The 20,081-nt window shown below is 43.3% G+C and carries 13 protein-coding genes; all 13 read right to left on the bottom strand.

Translation table 11 applies throughout. The annotated features are described in order from the left end of the window. Position 1: 1 nt before the first annotated feature. Positions 2-1,189: an AGE family epimerase/isomerase gene (locus C1A09_RS03810; protein ID WP_101542370.1), complete on the bottom strand. Its 1,188-nt coding sequence runs from the start codon at positions 1,187-1,189 to the stop codon at positions 2-4. A 25-nt stretch (positions 1,190-1,214) separates the two neighbouring features. Beyond that, positions 1,215-2,606, bottom strand: a complete 1,392-nt coding sequence (locus C1A09_RS03805) for an MFS transporter (RefSeq protein ID WP_101542369.1) — start codon at positions 2,604-2,606, stop codon at positions 1,215-1,217. After that, entirely contained in the window at positions 2,594-3,775 is a 1,182-nt protein-coding gene (locus C1A09_RS03800; RefSeq protein WP_101542368.1) for a glycoside hydrolase family 130 protein, read from the bottom strand. The genes C1A09_RS03805 and C1A09_RS03800 overlap by 13 nt, the downstream gene beginning before the upstream one ends. Positions 3,776-3,789: 14 nt before the next feature. Next, entirely contained in the window at positions 3,790-4,917 is a 1,128-nt protein-coding gene (locus tag C1A09_RS03795) for a glycoside hydrolase family 26 protein (protein ID WP_101542367.1), read from the bottom strand. 231 nt (positions 4,918-5,148) lie between these two features. Then, a complete protein-coding gene (locus C1A09_RS03790; protein ID WP_101542366.1) occupies positions 5,149-6,705 on the bottom strand; it encodes a cellulase family glycosylhydrolase in 1,557 nt (518 codons plus the stop codon). A gap of 21 nt (positions 6,706-6,726) precedes the next feature. Then, positions 6,727-8,574, bottom strand: coding sequence for an IPT/TIG domain-containing protein (locus C1A09_RS03785; protein ID WP_145998967.1), 1,848 nt, complete (start codon positions 8,572-8,574; stop codon positions 6,727-6,729). Between the two features lie 32 nt (positions 8,575-8,606). After that, positions 8,607-9,968: a glycan-binding surface protein gene (locus C1A09_RS03780; protein WP_101542364.1), complete on the bottom strand. Its 1,362-nt coding sequence runs from the start codon at positions 9,966-9,968 to the stop codon at positions 8,607-8,609. 18 nt (positions 9,969-9,986) lie between these two features. Further along, positions 9,987-11,744 carry a RagB/SusD family nutrient uptake outer membrane protein gene (locus tag C1A09_RS03775; RefSeq protein ID WP_101542363.1) on the bottom strand — a complete coding sequence of 586 codons (1,758 nt, stop codon included), beginning with the start codon at positions 11,742-11,744 and terminating at the stop codon, positions 9,987-9,989. Positions 11,745-11,763: 19 nt separating this feature from the next. Continuing rightward, positions 11,764-15,048 carry a SusC/RagA family TonB-linked outer membrane protein gene (locus C1A09_RS03770; RefSeq protein ID WP_101542362.1) on the bottom strand — a complete coding sequence of 1,095 codons (3,285 nt, stop codon included), beginning with the start codon at positions 15,046-15,048 and terminating at the stop codon, positions 11,764-11,766. 344 nt (positions 15,049-15,392) lie between these two features. Next, positions 15,393-16,379 (bottom strand): glycoside hydrolase family 5 protein, encoded by a 987-nt coding sequence (locus C1A09_RS03765; RefSeq protein ID WP_101542361.1) that lies wholly within the window; start codon positions 16,377-16,379, stop codon positions 15,393-15,395. Between the two features lie 53 nt (positions 16,380-16,432). Next, positions 16,433-17,722, bottom strand: coding sequence for a glycoside hydrolase 5 family protein (locus C1A09_RS03760; RefSeq protein WP_101542360.1), 1,290 nt, complete (start codon positions 17,720-17,722; stop codon positions 16,433-16,435). Next, complete coding sequence (locus tag C1A09_RS03755; protein WP_101542458.1) at positions 17,719-19,005, bottom strand: acetylxylan esterase; 1,287 nt, start codon at positions 19,003-19,005, stop codon at positions 17,719-17,721. Before C1A09_RS03755 ends, C1A09_RS03760 begins: the two co-directional genes overlap by 4 nt. Positions 19,006-19,102: 97 nt before the next feature. Further along, positions 19,103-19,990, bottom strand: a complete 888-nt coding sequence (locus tag C1A09_RS03750) for a helix-turn-helix domain-containing protein (protein WP_101542359.1) — start codon at positions 19,988-19,990, stop codon at positions 19,103-19,105. Positions 19,991-20,081: the final 91 nt, after the last annotated feature.

Raw genomic sequence — 20,081 nt, 5'->3', positions numbered from 1 at the left:
CTTATGAAAAACGTTCTATTATTTCCATACACATGCGTCCGTTATGATACGGGCATTTCCAAAATCCGGCTTTATCATCGGAGGTATCCACCGTACCGTCAGCGCGTACACTCCAATGCCATTCACCGTATTTATAATCTATCAGATACTTCTTGATAAACTCCCAACAACGAAAAGCTTTCTGCAACGCTACTTCGTCATCGAAATGCTGATAGAGATTGACATGCCCCACCACGTTCTCCGCTTGTACCCACCAGTGGCGGTCGGTATCGGTTTTATTCTTATCAAGAAAAGTTTCATAAATCATTCCGCCCTCCGGGGTCAACCCTTCATCGGCAGCGGCTGCGATATACTCCACCAATGGCTCGACTTTTGCCAACACCGTCTTATCTCCTAAAACAAGGGCCGCTTCATGTATCAGCCACGAAGCTTCAATATCGTGCCCGTAGGAAACGATACGATATTTACTTACCCAATCGTCATTGAAGAACAACTCCAAATGCCCGGTGTGCTGGTTCAGGATTTTGTCTGTAAAGAGAGAAATCAGATTACGGAGTTGCCGTTCCAGACGTTCATCTTTCCATACCCGGTACAGATTGGTATAAGGTTCAAGAATGTGCAAGTGGGTATTCATCGTTTTACGTTCGTTCTCGTCCTTATCACTCAAACGCATATCGGCTATTTCACCCCATTCGCGAGTCAACGCTTCGCAATAACCATTCTTTATTGCATCGAAACTATGCTGCTCGATACTTTCAAAAAGGCGGATGGCATAGTCCAGAGCTTCCTCATCACCCGTAGCCCGATGATACTCGCTCAAACCGTAAATGGCAAAACCTAAAGCATAAATCTGTTTTTTAGTATCCAACGGCTGCCCCTTACAGTCGAGCGACCAATAAACTCCTCCAAAATCCTTGTCATAGAACTTGTCAATGATAGTTCGTTTTGCCCGTGTAGCAGTTTTCAGATAATCAGAATTCTTTAAAAGACGATAAGCGGCCGAGAAAGTCCACAAAATACGTGCATTCAAGATAGCTCCCTTCTCCGCTTCAGGCATCAATACCTCTGTTCCGGCAATACGGCCATAGAAACCGCCGTTTACCAGATCTGTCATTCTATTCATCCAGAAAGGGAGGATATTGGATACCAATTCTTCCTCCATTTCCTTCTTCATCTTATTTATATTCATAATTCCAACAATCCTCATCATATTATCATTCCATTAAACGATCACTTCCTCTTCGTTCTTTCAATTCCGCATTGATAGCCATCATCCGAGCTTTGTTCAATGGATAAATCAACAGAACCAGAATGGAGACTGCCGCAATCGCAGCGGGAATAAAGCTCATCAGATACCTAAGACCATTCAATGCTTCGGGTGTCTGTATGGCATTCTCGGCTGTATTGTAACCAAAGCATGCCAGCAATGCCATCACAGCCCAACCGGCAAAAGCACCGCCAAACTTTTGAGCCATAGAACCTGAAGAGAAAATCAATCCCGTCGATGATGTACCATCCTTTTGTTCGGCATAGTCTGCCACGTCGGCATACATACTCCAGATAAGCGGAGAAACAATCCCTGTACAAATAGAAATCAGTACTTGGAATATCATCATCAGCCACCAACCCAATCCGTTATTGGGCACAAAGAAAAAGAGTACGCTAAAAACAGCCAAGCAAACCAATGAAAGGACATAGGTGGACTTCTTACCGAATTTCAATGATAAAGGTACGGCCAACGCTACTCCCAACATATTGCAGACTTCACCTACCATAAGGAACAGCCCCGCATAGAGCACAATATTGAAGATGCCGAAATCAAGATAAGCATTCGCACTGATATAGTCTTTAAAGAAGTAAGCGGCAGTAGCCCCACGCACCGTATTAAAGAAATTGGAGAGCAAAGCCGCACCGTTCAATATCCACCAGGGAGAATTGCGGACGAGTGACTTCACATCTTTACCTATTGATTGGGCAGCAGCACTCTTGACGTGTTCTCTCGTCATACTGAAACAGAGCAAGAAACCGAGAAAACAAAAAGAGGCAATGACGATCATAGCGTATTGCCAGCTTCCGGCAGTGCTGCAATCCATCGACTTGAACCAATTGCACAACGGCTCCCACGCTCCCAAAGCAATGAAACTGCCACCGTATGCAAAGAACATACGGTAAGAAGAGAAAATCGTTTTCGTATTCGAGTCATCGGTCATCACGCCCAACATAGCCCCGTATGGAACATTGATGGCCGTATATACGGTCATCATCAGGATATAGGTAGCATATGCCCAGATGAGTTTACCCGTTGCCCCCATGTCGGGAGTAGTAAAAAGTAATATTCCCGCAATGGCAAAAGGCGCTGCCACCCATAACAGGTACGGACGATATTTGCCCCAACGGGTATGAGTGCGGTCGGCAATCACTCCCATCATGGGATCGGATAACGCGTCCCAAATACGGGTTACCAACATCAGCACGCCTGCATCGGCCAGACTCAGACCAAAGATATTCGAATAAAAGAACGGCAGGTAATAGGAGAATATCTTCCAAAACATAGAGGAAGACATATCTCCGAAACCATAACCTATTTTTTCTTTCAGTGTTGCCATGACAGTATTTCAAAGTTTTTATCTATCAACCTCTTCAAGGTTTCTACCGATGCGGAAGTACCCAAACCGTCGGCAGGTGTATTCATACAGTAATCTACCAGTTTGTCCACAGTGGAAGTCGCCACATGCATACGCGTATCCGAGGAAGCATAGTAGATGAAAACCGTTCCGTCTTCATCGGCAATCCATCCATTGGAGAAGAGCACATTGCTGACATCACCGATGCGTTCTTCACCTTCCGGAGCCATGAAATACCCCCCGGGAGCGGCAATCAGTTTCGTCGGATCATCAAGAGCCGTCATATACATATAAAGTACATAACGCAGTCCGGCCGCGCAAGCACGTACTCCATGAGCCAGATGCAACCAGCCTTTCGGGGTCTTGATAGGATGCGGTCCTTCACCGTTCTTCACCTCTTTAATCGTATGATAATAGCGGTGATCTATAATCTTCTCTTCTTTCACCTCCGCACATGTCATGTCATCTACCAATGCCCAGCCGATGCCACCGCCACTACCGGTGTCGATAAAGCCATCTTGCGGACGGGTATAGAGGGCGTATTTCCCATCTACAAACTCCGGATGAAGAACGACATTGCGCTGTTGGCTCTTCGTCTTCAAATCCGGCAGGCGTTCCCAATTTTTCAAATCTTTGGTACGCGCGATAGCTGCCGTCGCCGTAGCTGCCGACAAGTCTCCCGCCGGTGCATTGTCATCATGGCGCTCCGCACAAAAGATACCATAAATCCAACCGTCTTCATGAGCAGTAAGACGCATATCATAAATATTTGTTGCGGGAATCAAATCCTCCGGCATCGTAACGGGATAGTCCCAGAAACGGAAATTATCAATACCATTCGGACTCTCGGCTACAGCAAAGAACGATTTACGGTCTGCCCCTTCCACACGCACCACCATCAGGTACTTCCCATTCCATTTGATAGCACCTGAGTTCATCGCGGCATTCATGCCGATACGTTCCATCAAATAAGGATTCGACTTCTCATCTAAATCGTATCGCCAGAACACAGGCGTATGGGCCGCTGTCACCACCGGGTACTTATAACGGGTGAATATGCCATTTCCTCCTTCCAAAGGTAGGTTTTTTCTTGTAATTAACTCTTCATATTCCTGAAAGAGTTTTGAGACTTTGTCTTTAAAGGTTACCATATCTATTGTTTATCTTATTTATACAAAGAATTTACATCTGCCGCAAAGAGTGTTTTCGGATTTTTGTAGAACTCCACAAAATCTCCAGCAGAGGTTTGTCCGGGATAGGGAGCATAGAAATGAGTTATTCGTTCACGGGCATTACGCCATACCAATACGTAAGCTACCGGATATTTTTCCAGCGCAGGAAATAATGTCCCGGTCCACCATTTCGGATCAGGAATACCTTCATAACCGACTTCGGTAACGGCTATCACTTTGTCATGTGACTTGCCGATACTATCCACAATGGCAAGTGAGCGTTCGAGTCCGGCAAGAAATGCATCACGGTCAAACTGATAAGTATCAAAACCGATAACATCAATCAAATCATCACCCGGATAACGTTCCAAATACTGTGTTGTATCCTGCGGTTCTGTTCCGGGTGAATAGGCGTAAAGCGCATTATCCACTCCTTTGGACTGTAGACTGTCTACCGTCATACGCCACAAAGCCTTATAGTCTTCCGGTGTACAAAGTTTTTCTCCCCACCAGAACCAGCTACCTGAATTTTCATGCCACGGGCGAAACAACACCGGTACTTTCACCCCCTCTGCCGTTTGCAGGGAATTGATGAAGCCGGCTACTTTATCCAACCATCCGGCAAATTTCTCATGGTTAACTCCACCCGGTAAGATGGACTGAACGACGGTCGTATCTTTCACATCCCAAGCATCTCCTCCCGTCAGCGGATTACGTACGTGCCAACTTAGCGAAATCATTCCACCACGCCGGTATTGATTGATTATTTCCTTTCTGAGCTTATCGAAAGGTACTTTATCCAGATTGGCTTCGCCACCCAGTTCCAGTTCTCCCAAATCAAAACTGATAACTGCGGGATAATCGCCACAAACACTTTTTACATCGGAACGGCCTTCGTCGCCTTCCCAACCGATGCCATATACCGTATCGTCATGATGGCCGAACATAATACCACGGGATGATACTTTTTTAAGATTGGTAAGTAATGCCCCGGTCTCGGGAGTACGTACAAATTCCGAATTCTCATCCATTGTCGATTGTTTTTTAGCGGATGTGCTACAGGAAGTAATCAGTAAGCATCCCATAGCGAATGCCACTGTCACAAATACAAGTTTTTTCATTTTAGCAGTTTCTTATAGTACAAATTCGGGTTACTGTTCACAACGCAAAGATAGCCGATTGTGAAGTACAGTTATGATACTATTTTATCCTTTTACTATATGAAAGAGAATACCTATCAGAAAGAAAAAGTACATGTTATCAAACGAAAGTACAAAAGATAGTGCACTAGTCGCCGATAACATGCACAATACTATATTAACTTCTTCATTAACTGAAGATATTTAAAGTCATCAGAACGGATAAACGCCCGTCTGCACTCCCTTCATAATACCTTGTACCGCAACTTCTGAATAAGGTTCCATGTTATTGTCACGATCGAAAAGCCCGAAGTTTTCTCCTGTAGTATCAATACAGTTGTTATCCCAGAAGAATGCCGCGAAACCATGATTTTTGGCTTGTCTAACCACAAATTCCAAATAGTAAGCACGAGATTCCTCCGATTTGGTATAGTTAATACCCAGTGCCTGGTTGGCTGAAGTTTTCTGATGCTTGACTGCACCGTATTCTCCCATTATAACAGGCAAACCTTTATCAACAAAATTGTATTTCAAATTACCGAACAACTTGATTACATCATTTTCTGTATTGGTAGAGTAAGATAGGCTTTCGTAAGGAGTTCCCCAATAATATTTATTTTCACCCTTAGCGTCGTCCCCACTCTGCTGACAGAAGTTCCAGGGTTGATAATAGTGGAATTCAAGCATCAAACGGTTTTCAACCGCATCAGTAGGTCGTTTGAAATGTTTAAGCGCAAATTCAGGACTAGCAGCCCAAGGCTGTACAACAAGTGTACGCCAAGCGTTGTTTCCGCCAGTTGCACGAACGGCATCAATGAATGTTTGATTGAGATCGTTCATATAGACAAACAAGTCTTCGTTGGTAGGTTCCCCCCATTCTTCTTTACCCTGAGAGATGTAGATAACCTCGTTAGTACCGGCAAACAAAAGGTGTTCATCGTAGTCCTTGAAAGTTGTAGCTACCTGAGTCCATAAATGATTAAACCTATTCAGGATGTCAGTCTTGGTTTCACCAAGAGCTCCCGGAACGATACGGTCATACCAATTATCATGATGAGAATTGAGAATGACGTACATACCTTGATTGTATGCATAGTCCACCACTTCCTTCACACGAGCCATCCATGCGGCATTGATATCCATCTCCTCATTGGCACGCGCATACCAACGGACAGGGATACGGATAGCGTTGAAGCCTTGTGCTTTCAATCCGTCAATCATTGCTTTCGTCGTCATAGGATTTCCCCAGGCCGTTTCGTCAGCGCCATCACTCTCCATTGTATTACCTAAATTCCAACCGGCACTGATTTCCTTCATAAGCTTTATCGCATTACTCTGCATACCTGCAGGCGCCGCACTATTAGTATCAGTATACTGGAAAGGTTTATGCCCCGGTTGAACAACCTTGACAGTGATTACCTGCGACAAGTCTGCCAAGTTCGTAAAAGTAATGACCGCTGTACGCTCTTCCTCATTCGTATTTTCTTCGGCATAAAGGAATATATTGGTAGCATTGCCAGGCGTCCCGTAAGCTGTTTCACCGGAAGGAAGTTTCAACCACTCTGCTGATACTTCCACCTTCCAGTCGGAAGGAGAAGTAACGGCAACAATAGTAGTATCAGCCTCGTTGTTACTGAATGTGATTTCGGTTTGATCTACCGAAAATGCGCCGTAGGCCAGACCGTTGTCGTCATCGGAACATGAAGCCACAAAGCCAACGACTCCAAGCATTAGTATAGACAAGCACAAATTGAATATTATTTTTTTCATAATTTCGTCACTTTAAATACGTTACTTAATAGACACTTTCTTCAAAATAAACCCATCACCGGTAATAACAAGACCATCATCATTCTGAAGATGAGCGATATCATCCGCTGTAGGAATAAATTCTATAGATTGTTCTTCAGCACTTGGAGTAAAATTTATCTGAGAAACTGATAGATTTGCCCAACTATTACCACCCATACGAGGGCTGATACAACCCCAACCAGTGGTAGGATCTGCCGAATCAAACGTGAAGACAATTTTTTGTCCTTCTTGGAATGTTGACCAATCATAAGCTCCATAAGCAAGATCTTGGTTTCCAGCCCACGTTCCACCCGAACAATTCCAAGAACCTCTCCAAATTACCGTTTCAAGTAAGGAAAGCGTAACCGAAGTCACGGTAAAGTATGCTCCACACAGAACCAATCCACCGTTATTTACAAGTTCATTAATCATTGCTTCAGTAAGAGTAATGCGAATTACATTATCTCCCGGCACAAGGTCATTCAGATCACTTGTCCCCGGAAGTGCAACCCAGCTTCCATTACCTACACGAATTTTTGCGTCATTCACCCCCTCATTCACTGTAACATAAATCGACATAACCTGTCCCGGCTGTACAGTAGGCCAAAGTTCTGCGCCACCGCTCCAAGAAAGGGCATCCATAGTAACGTCCCAATTACCAATCACTTTCTTTCCACTCCATATCGTCAGTTCCGCACCCTCGTGATGCATTGCAATCTTCTCAGTGACGAGACTGTAATTCTCATGCTGTACAACTTTCACCTCACCATCGGCCATACCTTCGGGTACGGTAAATGTGATTTGCGTAGCAGAACCGCTAAATTCATCAGATGCCAATGCAAGATCACCGGGCAACAGAATATACTGAACCTTATCAAGACGGGTACCGGTAATTGTTACCCGGTCGCCTGCTTTAAGGTCTTCTTTCGGCGTCACTCCCGATACTTCTATCATAAGAGGAGTATAGGGCACGGAAATTTTCTTTCCTGAATACTGAGCCAGATTGATATCACCCGGGGTCGTCTTCGAAGGTACTATACACTTTAATTCCGTACCGGCTTCGTTCACTACCACTTTCACAGAATCCACAAAAGGGAAATTGGCGCATCCCACCAAGTCGAGGTCTTTACCAAAAATGGTAATTTCCTCACCCAACTCAGGACTTTCGTTGGAAAGCCGTTCTACTGTGGCCTGGCGAATTTGCAAATCTTCAATAAGAGGCTGTTGAATTTCATTGGCATTGCCATCATAGTAGGTAACTTCACCACTTACCGCAGCAGCAGGTACGGCAATCTGAATTTCATTACGCGTATTTTTCAGGAAGTCTTCGGCATATACCACTACATTATCGGCAAATGTGGCATAAATCATGTTCCAGACATATTCACCCTTAACAGTGATTATATCCCCTGCCCGCACATCAGTGGATGAAAGTTCCACATTTTTAATGACACCCTCTTCTTTAAAGCTGACAAAGCTGTTGGAAACGATAGTATCCGAACCCACCACAAGGCGAAGTTTACCGGGAACTACTTCATCGGGAACTGTGACCGATAGCTTCCCGTCCGTATTCAGCGAAAATTGCGCCTCCTCATAAGTTTTCGTGTCATAAAGTCGCTGATTACCTTTAGGGAACAGTACTTTACTCACTTTCCCAAGGTTTACGCCTATCACCTCCATACTCTCACCACGTGTAAGAGGACATGGACCAAACGATTTCAGAGTAACTCCATTAACGGAGGTCTGCATGTTGTCAAGGTCGTCGTCACCGCAAGCAGCCACAAACAGACCGCTTGCAAGCAAAAGAGACGACATCAGTATGGTAGAAAATCTGTATTTCAAATTCATTGTCATTCTTGTTTTTTAAATTAATGACTTAATTATTTATAAGGTACTACACGCATATTATCAATCTTGAGAATCGGTTTACACAGAGTACCGGAAACACCGCCGCTATAAAGCATCATGGTGAACCCTGTAAAATGTTTCTCATCAAGTAATGTCTTTGCAGAAGAACCGTCAAGATAATAAGTAAATGCCGTTTCGAGAGGAATTGCCACAGTCATCCATTCATCACCTGTATCAAATGTCTTACCCTCAGCAGTGGTCCACGGGCGATACAACGCACGGGCATAAGCCTCTGGATATCCCTTACCTGCGGCATCATCCGCCTGATCTCTCCACCAAAGGTTATTTTGCGTACCGACAGTTATCTGATCATCACCAGAGAATATCAACTGCAAAGCACCCGAACTCCAAGGATTGCTTGAAGGAACATATAACTCAAACTTAAGAGCCATGTTTTTCCAATCTTCAACATTGAAGAGAGTACTTAAACGTATAGATGCACCTTCACCTTCAAATTTCTCAGGAGTATCCCATGAACCGGGACAATAATCGAACTCAAAGAGATTCTGCGGCCACTGATTAGTAGCAGACTCATCAATTTCAGTAGTACCGTCACCCATCTGATAATAAGAACCTGCAATGGAGTACTCATCGTTCATCACATGGGGAGTGGCCCAACCATTGTTAGCCAACCCTGTACCGGGTTCATCAACAGCTCCCCAGTTATCGAACAACATATTACGGCTTTCCTTATAATGGAATTTGGAGATGGTTGTTCCATAACGGGTAGTTACCGTAATCTGTCCTTCTTCCAACCCTTCGGGCATCGTAAAGTTGATGTTATACTGGTCAAATCCTTCAATTTCGACAGGTTGCCCCGAAATTGAAAGTTGCAAAGGTACCTCATCATTATCAGCGAAATAGTCTCCTATAATCTTTCCAGGCTTGCCACCTTCCAGATACTCATTGTTCATCGTAACAATACTTGGAGCTGGAACAAGGGTCTTAAAAGGATATTTCACGGTATCGTTCCCGGCAGTTATAAGATACATTTTATCAGTCACTTCAACAGGGATTGTTCCTGGAACATCTACCAGCAAGGAGTTGCCGGTGATATAACTTGTATTCAGCACAGCCTTCTTGTCATTGAAGTAAATCTCCTTAATACTCGTAAGGTTTTCGCCCACAAGGCATACTGTCGAGGAGAGATAAGCTCCCGTAATGATAGAATCGGAGCTTGCGGCATCCGGTACACGTACAAATTCTATGGTAGGAACCCCACCGGTCAGTTCAAACTTATCGGGCTGATCTTCGCAAGATGCCATAAAGGAAGCCATCATTGTAACAGCCGGAAGTACTAACCATTTTGATATGTTATGATTTAATATTTTCATTTTTTCCAAATAGTAAGATTAATAACTGTATGTAGCACGAACATCCACATGAATAGCATCCTCGCTAAGATGAGAATTGAATACAAGGTCTTCCTGCGGGAATGGAATGGTGAAACTGGATGCGGTAACATTGGGTCTGGCAGTCTCGTTGTCGTAAATACATTCATCCTCATTTACCGACCAAGAACTATTTTTCGCATAAGTTTCATAAGTTTTATCAAGATTCCACCAAGCATTGCGTTTCTGCATCTTGATTTCATCGATAGCTGCTTTGGTATCATAGTACGACAAGCGGACAAAATCATACCAACGATCTCCTTCACAGGCCAATTCCAATCTGCGTTCTTTCCATACATCGGCAAATGTAACCGATGTATTCTCTTTTGCCCAATAAGAAGGAACAGAGCGTCCACGTACCTGACCATACACCTTGAGCGCTTTAGTATCAGTTGTAGTACCTCCGTCAAGCAACACTTTCGCTTCTACAAATACAAGATAAACATCTGCCAAACGAAGAATGGGAGTACAAAGCGAACTTGCCATATTCATGGCAGATACACCGGTAGCAGCCAAATGGTCAGCAGCATTACCATAAAGATGTTTCACTTCATTGGCTCCCGTAGGAGATTGCAACTTGCCCGGCCCCCCTTTCCCATAGGGATCTTTACCGGTATATCCATCCGGGTTTACGTTATATATAAATTTCAGATAGTCGAAACCACCTTTATCTTGCCAAAAATATTCATAAACATCACCTGCCATCATCATAGTAGCTTTACGACGGGCATCCCCATCGCTACGTGAAGCCGGATTTTCGGTAGGTTTCACTCCAAAAGCTTCCTGAAGATCTATAGAAGGACCTCCATATCCTCCCCAACAATCACCAAACTCATCAAATCCCACCATGGCAAGGTCGCTCTGCAAAGAATTCTGACGCGTCCAGTTTTCTCCATCGGCAGTCCAACGCCATGCAATCATATTCTCATCACATGTGTTATTCTTCAAACGAAAAATATCCGCATAGTTCTCCATCAACCCACGACCTGAGTTATCTATCACATCTTTTGCATAATCCGCAGCTTTCTGGAGGTCATCATTATTGAGCTTACCACTTACACCGGCTTTTGTGAGATATACTTTCGCAAGAAGTCCTTTAGCACAATACTTATCCAAACGTCCTTTTGAACATTGTTTGGGTAGTAGTTCAATGGCCTTCTCCAGTGTCATGATGATATATTCATAGACATCAGCTTTCTGAACTTTATACTGTTCGTTGTAAGAACCCTCTTCTATAACCGAATTTAGGTCATGAATAATAGGCACATCTCCGAAAGTACGGACAAGGTAGAAATAAGCCATAGCTTTCCAAAGGAGACATTCACCCATAGTCTGATTTTTGACACTCTCACTCGGACCGACAGAAGCTTGGATATTATTATAAACGGAAGAAGCATGTCCGTTTACCGCCCACAGCGAATAAGACATATTACGAAGGTCTTCATCGGTAGAGTTCACTGTAAATGTAAGATAAGGAGACGATCCCCAATAGTAGTTTCCCGATAATACCTCGCCAACTTTAAAAAAACCGCGCTGGAAATCATACCAAGGAGAGTTATAAAGATAGTTTACCCCCGATATACATTGGTCATCGGTTTCATAGTAGGTTTTCACAGTAGGGCTATCTTCTGTGGGACGATCCAGAAAATCTTCACACGATACAGTGCTTGCACCCACCAGGAGAGCAGCCATTAAATATTTTATATTTCTTAATTTCATGATAGTCTAATATTTGGCGTTAGAATGAAACATTTAATCCAAAAGAATAAGTCGTAGGGGAAGGGTAACGTCCGTTATCCATACCAAATACATATCCATTCATATCCGACGTACTTGCGCCGATTTCAGGATCATAGCCATCGTAACCTGTGATAGTAAGCAAATTCTGTATGTTGGCCGAAACACGAAGATTCGACAGTCCGATTTTGCTGATCCACTTCTTGGGGAATGTATAACCTAAAGAGATATTTTTCAAGCGGATATAAGATCCATCTTCAATGTACCGGCTACTGATACGGTCATTGTCATTAGGATCATTGATGGCAGCACGCGGAATGGATGTTCCGGCGTTGATAACCTTGATATTTGAGATATCATTATACCAATACGTTCCTGCCGCATAATTTTTCGAGCCATCTATCATGCTAAGTTGCGCACGACTGCCAATGGTATTGAGTTGGTTAGACCATGCGGTTTTCATAGCCGTCAAACTAATGGAGGTATAGTTCATAACCTTATTGCCATAGCTTCCGTTGATAAAGATGGATGCATCGAAATTCTTATAATGGAAAGTATTAGTCCATCCAAAAGTGAATTTAGGCAGAGGTGAACCGATATTCGTTTTATCAGCTTCTGTTATTTTACCGTCACCATTGACATCTTTAAATTTAAGGTCACCTACCCAAACAGTATTCTGTTTGTTGTATTTGGAAGGATCGGTACAAATGGTTCCATCTGCATTCAGCGGAGCCTTATCACTGATAGGTGAATTGATAATATCATTGAAATCTTTATAAACACCTTCTACCACATATCCGTAAAAGTTATAAAGGCTCTCGCCCACCGTTGACATTGAAACAACATCCGACCACTGTCCATAACCTACGATTGCAGCACTTGCCGTTCCCTGAAGCCCCACAAGTTTATTGCGGTTTACAGAGAATTGAATATCACTATCCCAATCAAAATTCTTGGTTACAACGGGGCGCACATTAAGAGTTATTTCGAAACCATAGTTACGCAGCTTACCATAATTTCCTTTAGGAGCAGTAAGGGCAGAAGAAGCATTTCCCTGAGTACCCATGTATGAAGGTAACTGCATAGTCATCAACATGTCTTTTGACTCTTTACGATACCAGTCTACCGTCAAGTTAATGCGGTCTTGCAGGAAACCGAGGTCAAGTCCGATATTCCATTGTTCTTGACTTTCCCATTTCACTGATTCGTTGGCTATATTGGCAGGACGATAACTCAAGCCAAGTCCGGTCGGCATACGACTCATAGTAGTAAGCCAGGTTGAGCCACCGATATTAGCATTACCGGTTTGTCCCCAACCGATACGGATCTTGCCATTGCTTATCCATGCCACGTTCTTCATGAACTTCTCATTGGTGAAACGCCAGCTACCCGCTAAAGAATGAAATCCCGCCCAACGGTTGTTAGGCCCAAAATTGGAACTACCATCATAACGGTAAGTATATGTAGCATAATAACGGTCATCATAGTTATAAGTTTCACGAGTGAAGAAAGAAGCCATCGCACTACTACCAAATCCAGCATTGATAGATGGCGTACCCTGTCCAAGCGCCGGGTTGTGAATGGTATTGGAAGGTAAATTCGTATTTGTCACACTATTGAAATCGTATGAAGATTCCCAGCATTCCTGACCTACCATGGCAGTGAAGTGATGCTTACCGACCTCTCCATTATAAGTTACATAGTTTTTTAATTGCCAGAATTTACTTGAGTTCTTTTGGATAGAACTCGTGTTACTGTCACGCGTCCAACCGCCAAGATCTACCGTAGGTAAGAAACGCGAACCTTTTGAAGCGGAAATATCATAACCCAGTTCGGCATGCCATGTCAAATTCTTTATAGGTGTGATGTCGGCAAAGACATTACCGGTCAATTTCTGACGCTTCAAGTTAATTTCATTAAGCATAGCCATCGCTACGGGATTTGGAGAAGTCCACCCCTCCCGTACTTCCGAAGCATAATTACCATAAACATCATAAATAGGTATATCAGGCAATGTTGTGAGTGAATAGTTTATGATACCTTCACTTGAATCAGCCAGTTTCAAATCTTCGTCCGTGCTGCTATATGTAGCAGAAAGACCGAGTTTCAACCATTTCTTTAACTGTGCATCAAGATTAGTACGTACACTGAAACGTTCAAACTGGGAACCGATGATAGTACCTTCCTGATTCATATAGCTACCGGATACATAATATTTCACTTTCTCCGTACCACCTTCTGCCGAGACTTGATGTTGATGCTGTAAAGCGGTCTGGAATACAGCGTCCTGCCAGTTGGTTCCCTTACCAAGAATACTGGGATCACTATAATGGACGTCCGCATTCTGAGAACTGATATGACCGTCTGTTACAAAGTCTTGATAATATCCCGCATATTCACGAAGGTTCATCAAGTCCAGACGTTTCTCCTGACGATTTACCGCAATCATTCCGTCGTACGTAAATTTGGCTTCACCCGCTTTACCCCGTTTGGTAGTAATGAGAACCACACCATTAGCACCTTGAGCACCATAAATAGCGGTAGCAGAAGCATCCTTAAGGATTTCCATACTTACAATATCCGAAGGATTTATGGTTGATAATGGAGAGATAGTAGATACGGAACCATTACCCAGTGCATCACCCAAACCAAAACTGGAACCGGATGTTCCTTGTCCTTGTACAATCACACCGTCAATCACATACAGTGGTTCGGCATTTGCATTGATAGTGGCTTGCCCGCGTACACGAATAGAGGAAGAAGAACCCGGAGCACCGGAAGTCTGTACTGCCGTCACACCAGCTGCACGACCTTGCAATGACTGGTCAAGATTGGTTATAATAGAACCTTTGATTTTATCTTCACCCATAGAAACCGACGCACCGGAAAGGTCACTCTTTTTCATCGTACCATATCCCACAACCACTACTTCATCCAACATTTCACTGTCTTCTTTCAATGTAACCTTCAAGTTGGTCTGATTAGTGATTTTAATTTCCTGAGTCACATAACCGATAAAAGAGACAACGAGTGTAGCACCCGGTTCCACATTCAAAGTAAAATTACCGTTTATATCAGTAATCATACCGTTTGTCGTACCTTTCTCCAACACATTGGCACCTATTATCGGTCCCATTGCATCGCTAACAGTACCTGTAATTTTCTTTGTTTGCTGTACTACCTCCATTGCATCGACTGATGCGGCAAAAGCATGAGGTGTATAGCCCAAACTACAAAACGAGCATACTCCCAAAAGCAATGCTGTTTTTCTGAAATTTAAATTCATACTTGTATTTTTCTTAGATTAATGATATGGCATTCAAGCATTTCCGGCAAGTAATGCCCTTTAAAAGTATAAGGCTAACTTTTTTAAAATAGAGTAGACCTTGAATAAAACGATAGATACATCATTGTTTCTTTTCCCATAGGCTGAATTCCTTCATTTTATTAGATGGTTAATATATAAATTTACTATTCTTCTATTTCCCGAATGCAAATTTAAACCTTACAAGAGAATAAAACAGACACCATTTTATCCGAAAATGATACTCATTTAACAAGCCACGTTTATTATTACAAAACTGTGACAATAAACATGGCTCATATAAACAACAACTATTATATAGAACTCTAACTTAACCTTTTCAACTCGTTACGAACAATACGTCCCCACTCTTTCAAATCTTCATCTTTCCAATTACCTCCTGAAGAAGCCGATGGAAGAAGCATGGAACAGGTTTCGTCTTTATCGGAAACAGACCATGCCGCCCAACTGATAGCATGTTTCTGCATCCAGTCGAGCCAATTTTGCCATTCCTCAGGATTGACGGATCCGTCACCGCTGGCTTCCATTCCGGCACATTCGGACACAAAAACAGGAAGCCCCTTACTTAAAGCATAGTTTGCACGGTCGCGTAACCATTGTCCATGAGTATTGGCATAAAAATGAAGGGTATACATTATATTATCATATCCGCTAATAGGATTGTCTGCTGCCAGATGGATGTCCTGATCCCAATGCGGACAACCCACAAGAATAACGGCATCCGGTTCTATGGCACGTATCGCTTTGATTACTTCAGTAGAATAACTCTTTAATTGTTCCCAACTATCTTCTACCGGTTCGTTGTAGATTTCGTAAATCACATTGGGAACGCCCTTATACCGAGTAGCCATCTGAGTAAAAAACTCAATCGCTTCTTTTTGGCGAAGATTGTGACTATGCCAGTCAATAATGGCATAAACATCATTCTTTATGGCCGCATCCACCACTTTGGTGACACACTCAATACCGAATTCAGGCTGATACACATAGCAGGCACTATCCAAATCTACTCCCATAGAAGCCCGGAGAACTTGCGCTCCCCAATCTTTGGCAAAATAAGCCACTGTAGAATCATTATAAAAACGAGGCCAGAATTGATGCCAGCCATAACTGACACCGCGCAACACAACCGTATCACCATTCTCATTCATCAGTTGCGTACCGACAACGGACAGGCGGGGTAATTGTTTCACTGTCTCTTCCGAAGCGGTCTTCTTAGAAGAGTTTGCACCACATCCAAACATTGCAGCCAAAAGGCAGACTGCCCCAAAAATGTTGATAATGCTTCTCATTTTATTTCTGTTTTTTATTTTCCGTTCAAGTTTCCCATTAAATCTTTTATTCTTTATTTCAGTTTTTCGTTTTCGCTTTTGATAATTCCAACGGTACTATCCGTAGCAAAAACAGAATTCAAACCTTGTTCCTCCTGTGCAGGGTCACCTGTATAATCATCTCCCTTTTCCCAATAGATATGTCCAGGAGCCTGCTCCGCAAAACCTCCCCATGCCCAGAAATTACATCCGGCAAACAGTCCGCCGTTTTCACATTCCTGACGAATAAGGTCGAATACATAACTATAATATTCATCACGAGCCGTTGTCGATGTTTCTTTTGAGAACAGGAAACCGTCACGCGGAAAGCCGAATTCTTCCAGAACCAACGGTTTTTTATACTTGCCGGCAATAGCCAGATGCTCGTCAATATATTCTTTGGTATTTATCTTTGCCTGTGGCAAAAGTTCCTGCAAGCTGTCGGCTTTCACCCAACTCCAGTTATAGGGCCAGATGTGAATATTCAGATAATCGATATTCGGGTCTGAATGAATTTTCTCATAAAGAGTGATATCCCCCTCACATCCCCACGCTCCCTCACTCCCCGATGAAACCAGATGATTTGGATCGAGTGACTTGATTTGTGCCGCTACATCGGTCATCCAGCGTGCAAAAGCCTCTTTGTTCTCATCAGAAAAAGCGCGAGGTTCGTTACCAATCTGCCAAGACATGAGAGTGGGATCGTCTACATACTTTATCTTGTTATACCTATTAGTTCTTGTTACGATATCCTTGACATAATTGGCAAACAATACCTTCGCGCTATCCGATTGATGAAACTGCTTCACATAATTATTATAGGCAGGCCAACCATCTACAGCGGGTATCACCGCTTTACCATGTCCCGACCATTGCAAATACATAGAATATCCGCCACTCCACTCCCATGAATTATTCAAGTAAAGGACGGCAGTCATATCACGTCTACGCAGTTCATTCATAAAATAATCCAATCCGTCTAAGATGGTATCATTATAAACGCCGGGAGCCGTCTGCAAAGAGGGTTCCACGCGGGTTTTCACCCCATTTTCACCATCTGCTCCCACCAACACACGCAGATTGTCCACTCCAATGCTTTTTAAGAAATCCAATTCCTTGTGCAGGCGTTTACGATTACCGCCTTCACCTTCTGATCCGAGGATGGCACCGTACCAAAAGTTAGCGCCCACATAATAATATGGTTTTCCGTAACGCATGAATTGGCCGTCGGGACTGACCGTTATAAATGATGTCCCGACAGGTTCGGGTGTACAGGCCCCCAAAAGAAGGGACACAAAAGCTACTAAAAAGAAATATATCTTCATCGTTCTACTCCCAATTGCTTACGTAACCATTCCAACCACTCGTCCCATTGTTCCTGATACCAATAATGACCGGTTTCCAGATACGGATGCAGTTCCTTGGGAGCTGTAATCGCATTATAGGCCGCATACATGGAAGTAGGAGGGCAAACCTCGTCATTATATCCCCAACTGAACCAACCAGGAACTTTCAGTTGACGGGCAAAATTTGCCGTATCATAGTAACGTATTGTCTTGAGCTCATTTTCACCGGGAGTACCATAATAATAAAAATAATGAGGCCAACCGCAGGCACGCTTCTTGAAATATGCTTCGTGGTCGCACAAAGCAGGATGAACGGCAGCCAAGAAAGTGACACGCGCGTCAAAGGCAGCGGTTATCACGGAAAGGGCTCCTCCCTGACTGGAACCTGTTACACCTAATGCCTTACCGTTATATTGCGGTAACGAGCAAATAAAATCCACAGCACGCAACACACCTACTACCACCCGGTTGTAATAACTTCTATCCCGATTATCACGCCCGAATGTCCAATAATTGGCCAAAGCTCCGTTCGCCAGATTATCATAAACGCCCTGTTCCATCGTTACGGGAATGCCATGAATACCGACTTCCAATGTGATAATCTTTCCCGGAGCAGTATAGGTATCGCCTGTATAGGGGCGTACACCCGCACCCGGCACGCGCAATAGAGCCGGATATTTTCCTTCTTTTTTAGGAATACTGAGAATACCATAAAAACGGCCGCCCCACGGTTTAGTCTGGAAACTGACTTGATAAACATTGTCTGTCTCCGTACAACGTTCGGGTAATAAAGTCATCAACGGATTTAAAGGAGTTTCTCGTGCAGACTTCAACGTGTTTGCCCAATAATCGCTGAAATCGGCAGGCAATTCTGTTATCGGTTGTAATTGTTCCGGAGCGTATGCGGCTGTTGCCAGCCCTTCGTATGTCCGGTCTCCTACATGTGCCGTGACTTTACAGCGGAAAAAACCGGGAATTTTCATTGTACCCCGCAACTTCAGCTCTCCGTTTTTGAGCCATACAGACTTCTTGGTTTCCACAGGATACATTTCCGGACCGAGCTCATAATCAATCTTCACATCCGACAACAAATTCTGCGCTTTCAACACTCGTACGGTAAACGTACATTTTTCATTCAGGCGATACATCCAATCCGTATGATCGGGCGAAACCAATACACGGATTTCGTTACCGCGCACTTGTGCTATTGAGGTCCATGCACACAACAGACAGAAAAAGGAAAAAAAGAAAACTCTTTTCATCATATTAGATTTAATTTTAATCAGACAAATGAGAACTTATCATTTCCCAACTCTGCAAAGATAGCCACTCATTCTAAAAGCAAATGATACTATCTTATCATATCACAATCTTCTTCTTTCTATAATTCTCTCTGAACTCTTTCGGCGAGCATCCTTTTTTCCTCTTGAACATCCTGTTGAAGTTGGAAAGGTTATTAAAACCGCAATCATAACAAATTTCCGCAATGGTACGCGTAGAGTCTACCAACAACCGGGTAGCAAATCCCAAACGGATATCAATGATATAATCCGAGAGCGTTTTTCCGGTTCGCAGACGGAAGAAGCGGCTGAAAGAAACCGGAGTCATCCCGACCATATCGGCTAAAACGCTCAGGCGGATATCCTCCTGATAATGATCAGCTATATATTTCTGTACTTTCTGTACACGCCGGCTGTCGGAGAAAGTCTCTATTTTCGCAAATGAAGAGCTTGACAGCACGCGGGCATCGTCATAAAGAGACAATTCATAAAGTATCCGCAGAAAGTTCATCACAGCATAAAAGCCTTGTTCTTCAGAAGCAAGATGATCCAGCCAGTTATAAACCTTCATAATGGCCTGCATCGGAAAACACAGTCCACACTGTGCTCGCTCCAACATCCGGCGAATGCTATCGAATTGATTTTTATTAATAAAATCCTTAAAAAAAAGATCGGGAGAAAACTGAATTGTTATTTCTCGGATTTCCCTGGCTTTACATTCATGTTGTTCCCAAACATGTTCCAGTTCTTTACCGGTAATCAATACCAGATCATAGTCTCCTATCACTTCGGCGGAATCACCTACCACGCGCCGTACCCCGGCAGCATGCTCCGTAAAATTCAACTCATACTCCGCATGGCAATGAATGGGATAAGTGAACTCGTTTTTACGTCTGTCGGCTATATAAAAACAGTCCCGATCTGACAAAGGGGTTATTTCCCTCATAATGTAGTTTTGGTTTTCCATGGCGATTGGTTAAAAAAGTATCATGCAACAAAGATACTCATTCTTTTTCTTCCGGATATGGTACTATTTGTTTCTTTTAAGGGGATAAATT

The organism is Bacteroides cutis (genome assembly GCF_900241005.1).
In the GTDB taxonomy this organism is placed as follows: Bacteria; Bacteroidota; Bacteroidia; order Bacteroidales; family Bacteroidaceae; genus Bacteroides; species Bacteroides cutis.
This window is presented reverse-complemented; position numbering and strand designations above follow the sequence as displayed.

Excerpts from the sequence above, each read along its gene's own strand:
- C1A09_RS03810 (WP_101542370.1), bottom strand. The coding sequence starts at position 1,189 with ATGAATATAAATAAGATGAAGAAGGAAATGGAGGAAGAATTGGTATCC.
- C1A09_RS03805 (WP_101542369.1), bottom strand. The coding sequence starts at position 2,606 with ATGGCAACACTGAAAGAAAAAATAGGTTATGGTTTCGGAGATATGTCT.
- C1A09_RS03800 (WP_101542368.1), bottom strand. The coding sequence starts at position 3,775 with ATGGTAACCTTTAAAGACAAAGTCTCAAAACTCTTTCAGGAATATGAA.
- C1A09_RS03795 (WP_101542367.1), bottom strand. The coding sequence starts at position 4,917 with ATGAAAAAACTTGTATTTGTGACAGTGGCATTCGCTATGGGATGCTTA.
- C1A09_RS03790 (WP_101542366.1), bottom strand. The coding sequence starts at position 6,705 with ATGAAAAAAATAATATTCAATTTGTGCTTGTCTATACTAATGCTTGGA.
- C1A09_RS03785 (WP_145998967.1), bottom strand. The coding sequence starts at position 8,574 with ATGAATTTGAAATACAGATTTTCTACCATACTGATGTCGTCTCTTTTG.
- C1A09_RS03780 (WP_101542364.1), bottom strand. The coding sequence starts at position 9,968 with ATGAAAATATTAAATCATAACATATCAAAATGGTTAGTACTTCCGGCT.
- C1A09_RS03775 (WP_101542363.1), bottom strand. The coding sequence starts at position 11,744 with ATGAAATTAAGAAATATAAAATATTTAATGGCTGCTCTCCTGGTGGGT.
- C1A09_RS03770 (WP_101542362.1), bottom strand. The coding sequence starts at position 15,048 with ATGAATTTAAATTTCAGAAAAACAGCATTGCTTTTGGGAGTATGCTCG.
- C1A09_RS03765 (WP_101542361.1), bottom strand. The coding sequence starts at position 16,379 with ATGAGAAGCATTATCAACATTTTTGGGGCAGTCTGCCTTTTGGCTGCA.
- C1A09_RS03760 (WP_101542360.1), bottom strand. The coding sequence starts at position 17,722 with ATGAAGATATATTTCTTTTTAGTAGCTTTTGTGTCCCTTCTTTTGGGG.
- C1A09_RS03755 (WP_101542458.1), bottom strand. The coding sequence starts at position 19,005 with ATGAAAAGAGTTTTCTTTTTTTCCTTTTTCTGTCTGTTGTGTGCATGG.
- C1A09_RS03750 (WP_101542359.1), bottom strand. The coding sequence starts at position 19,990 with ATGGAAAACCAAAACTACATTATGAGGGAAATAACCCCTTTGTCAGAT.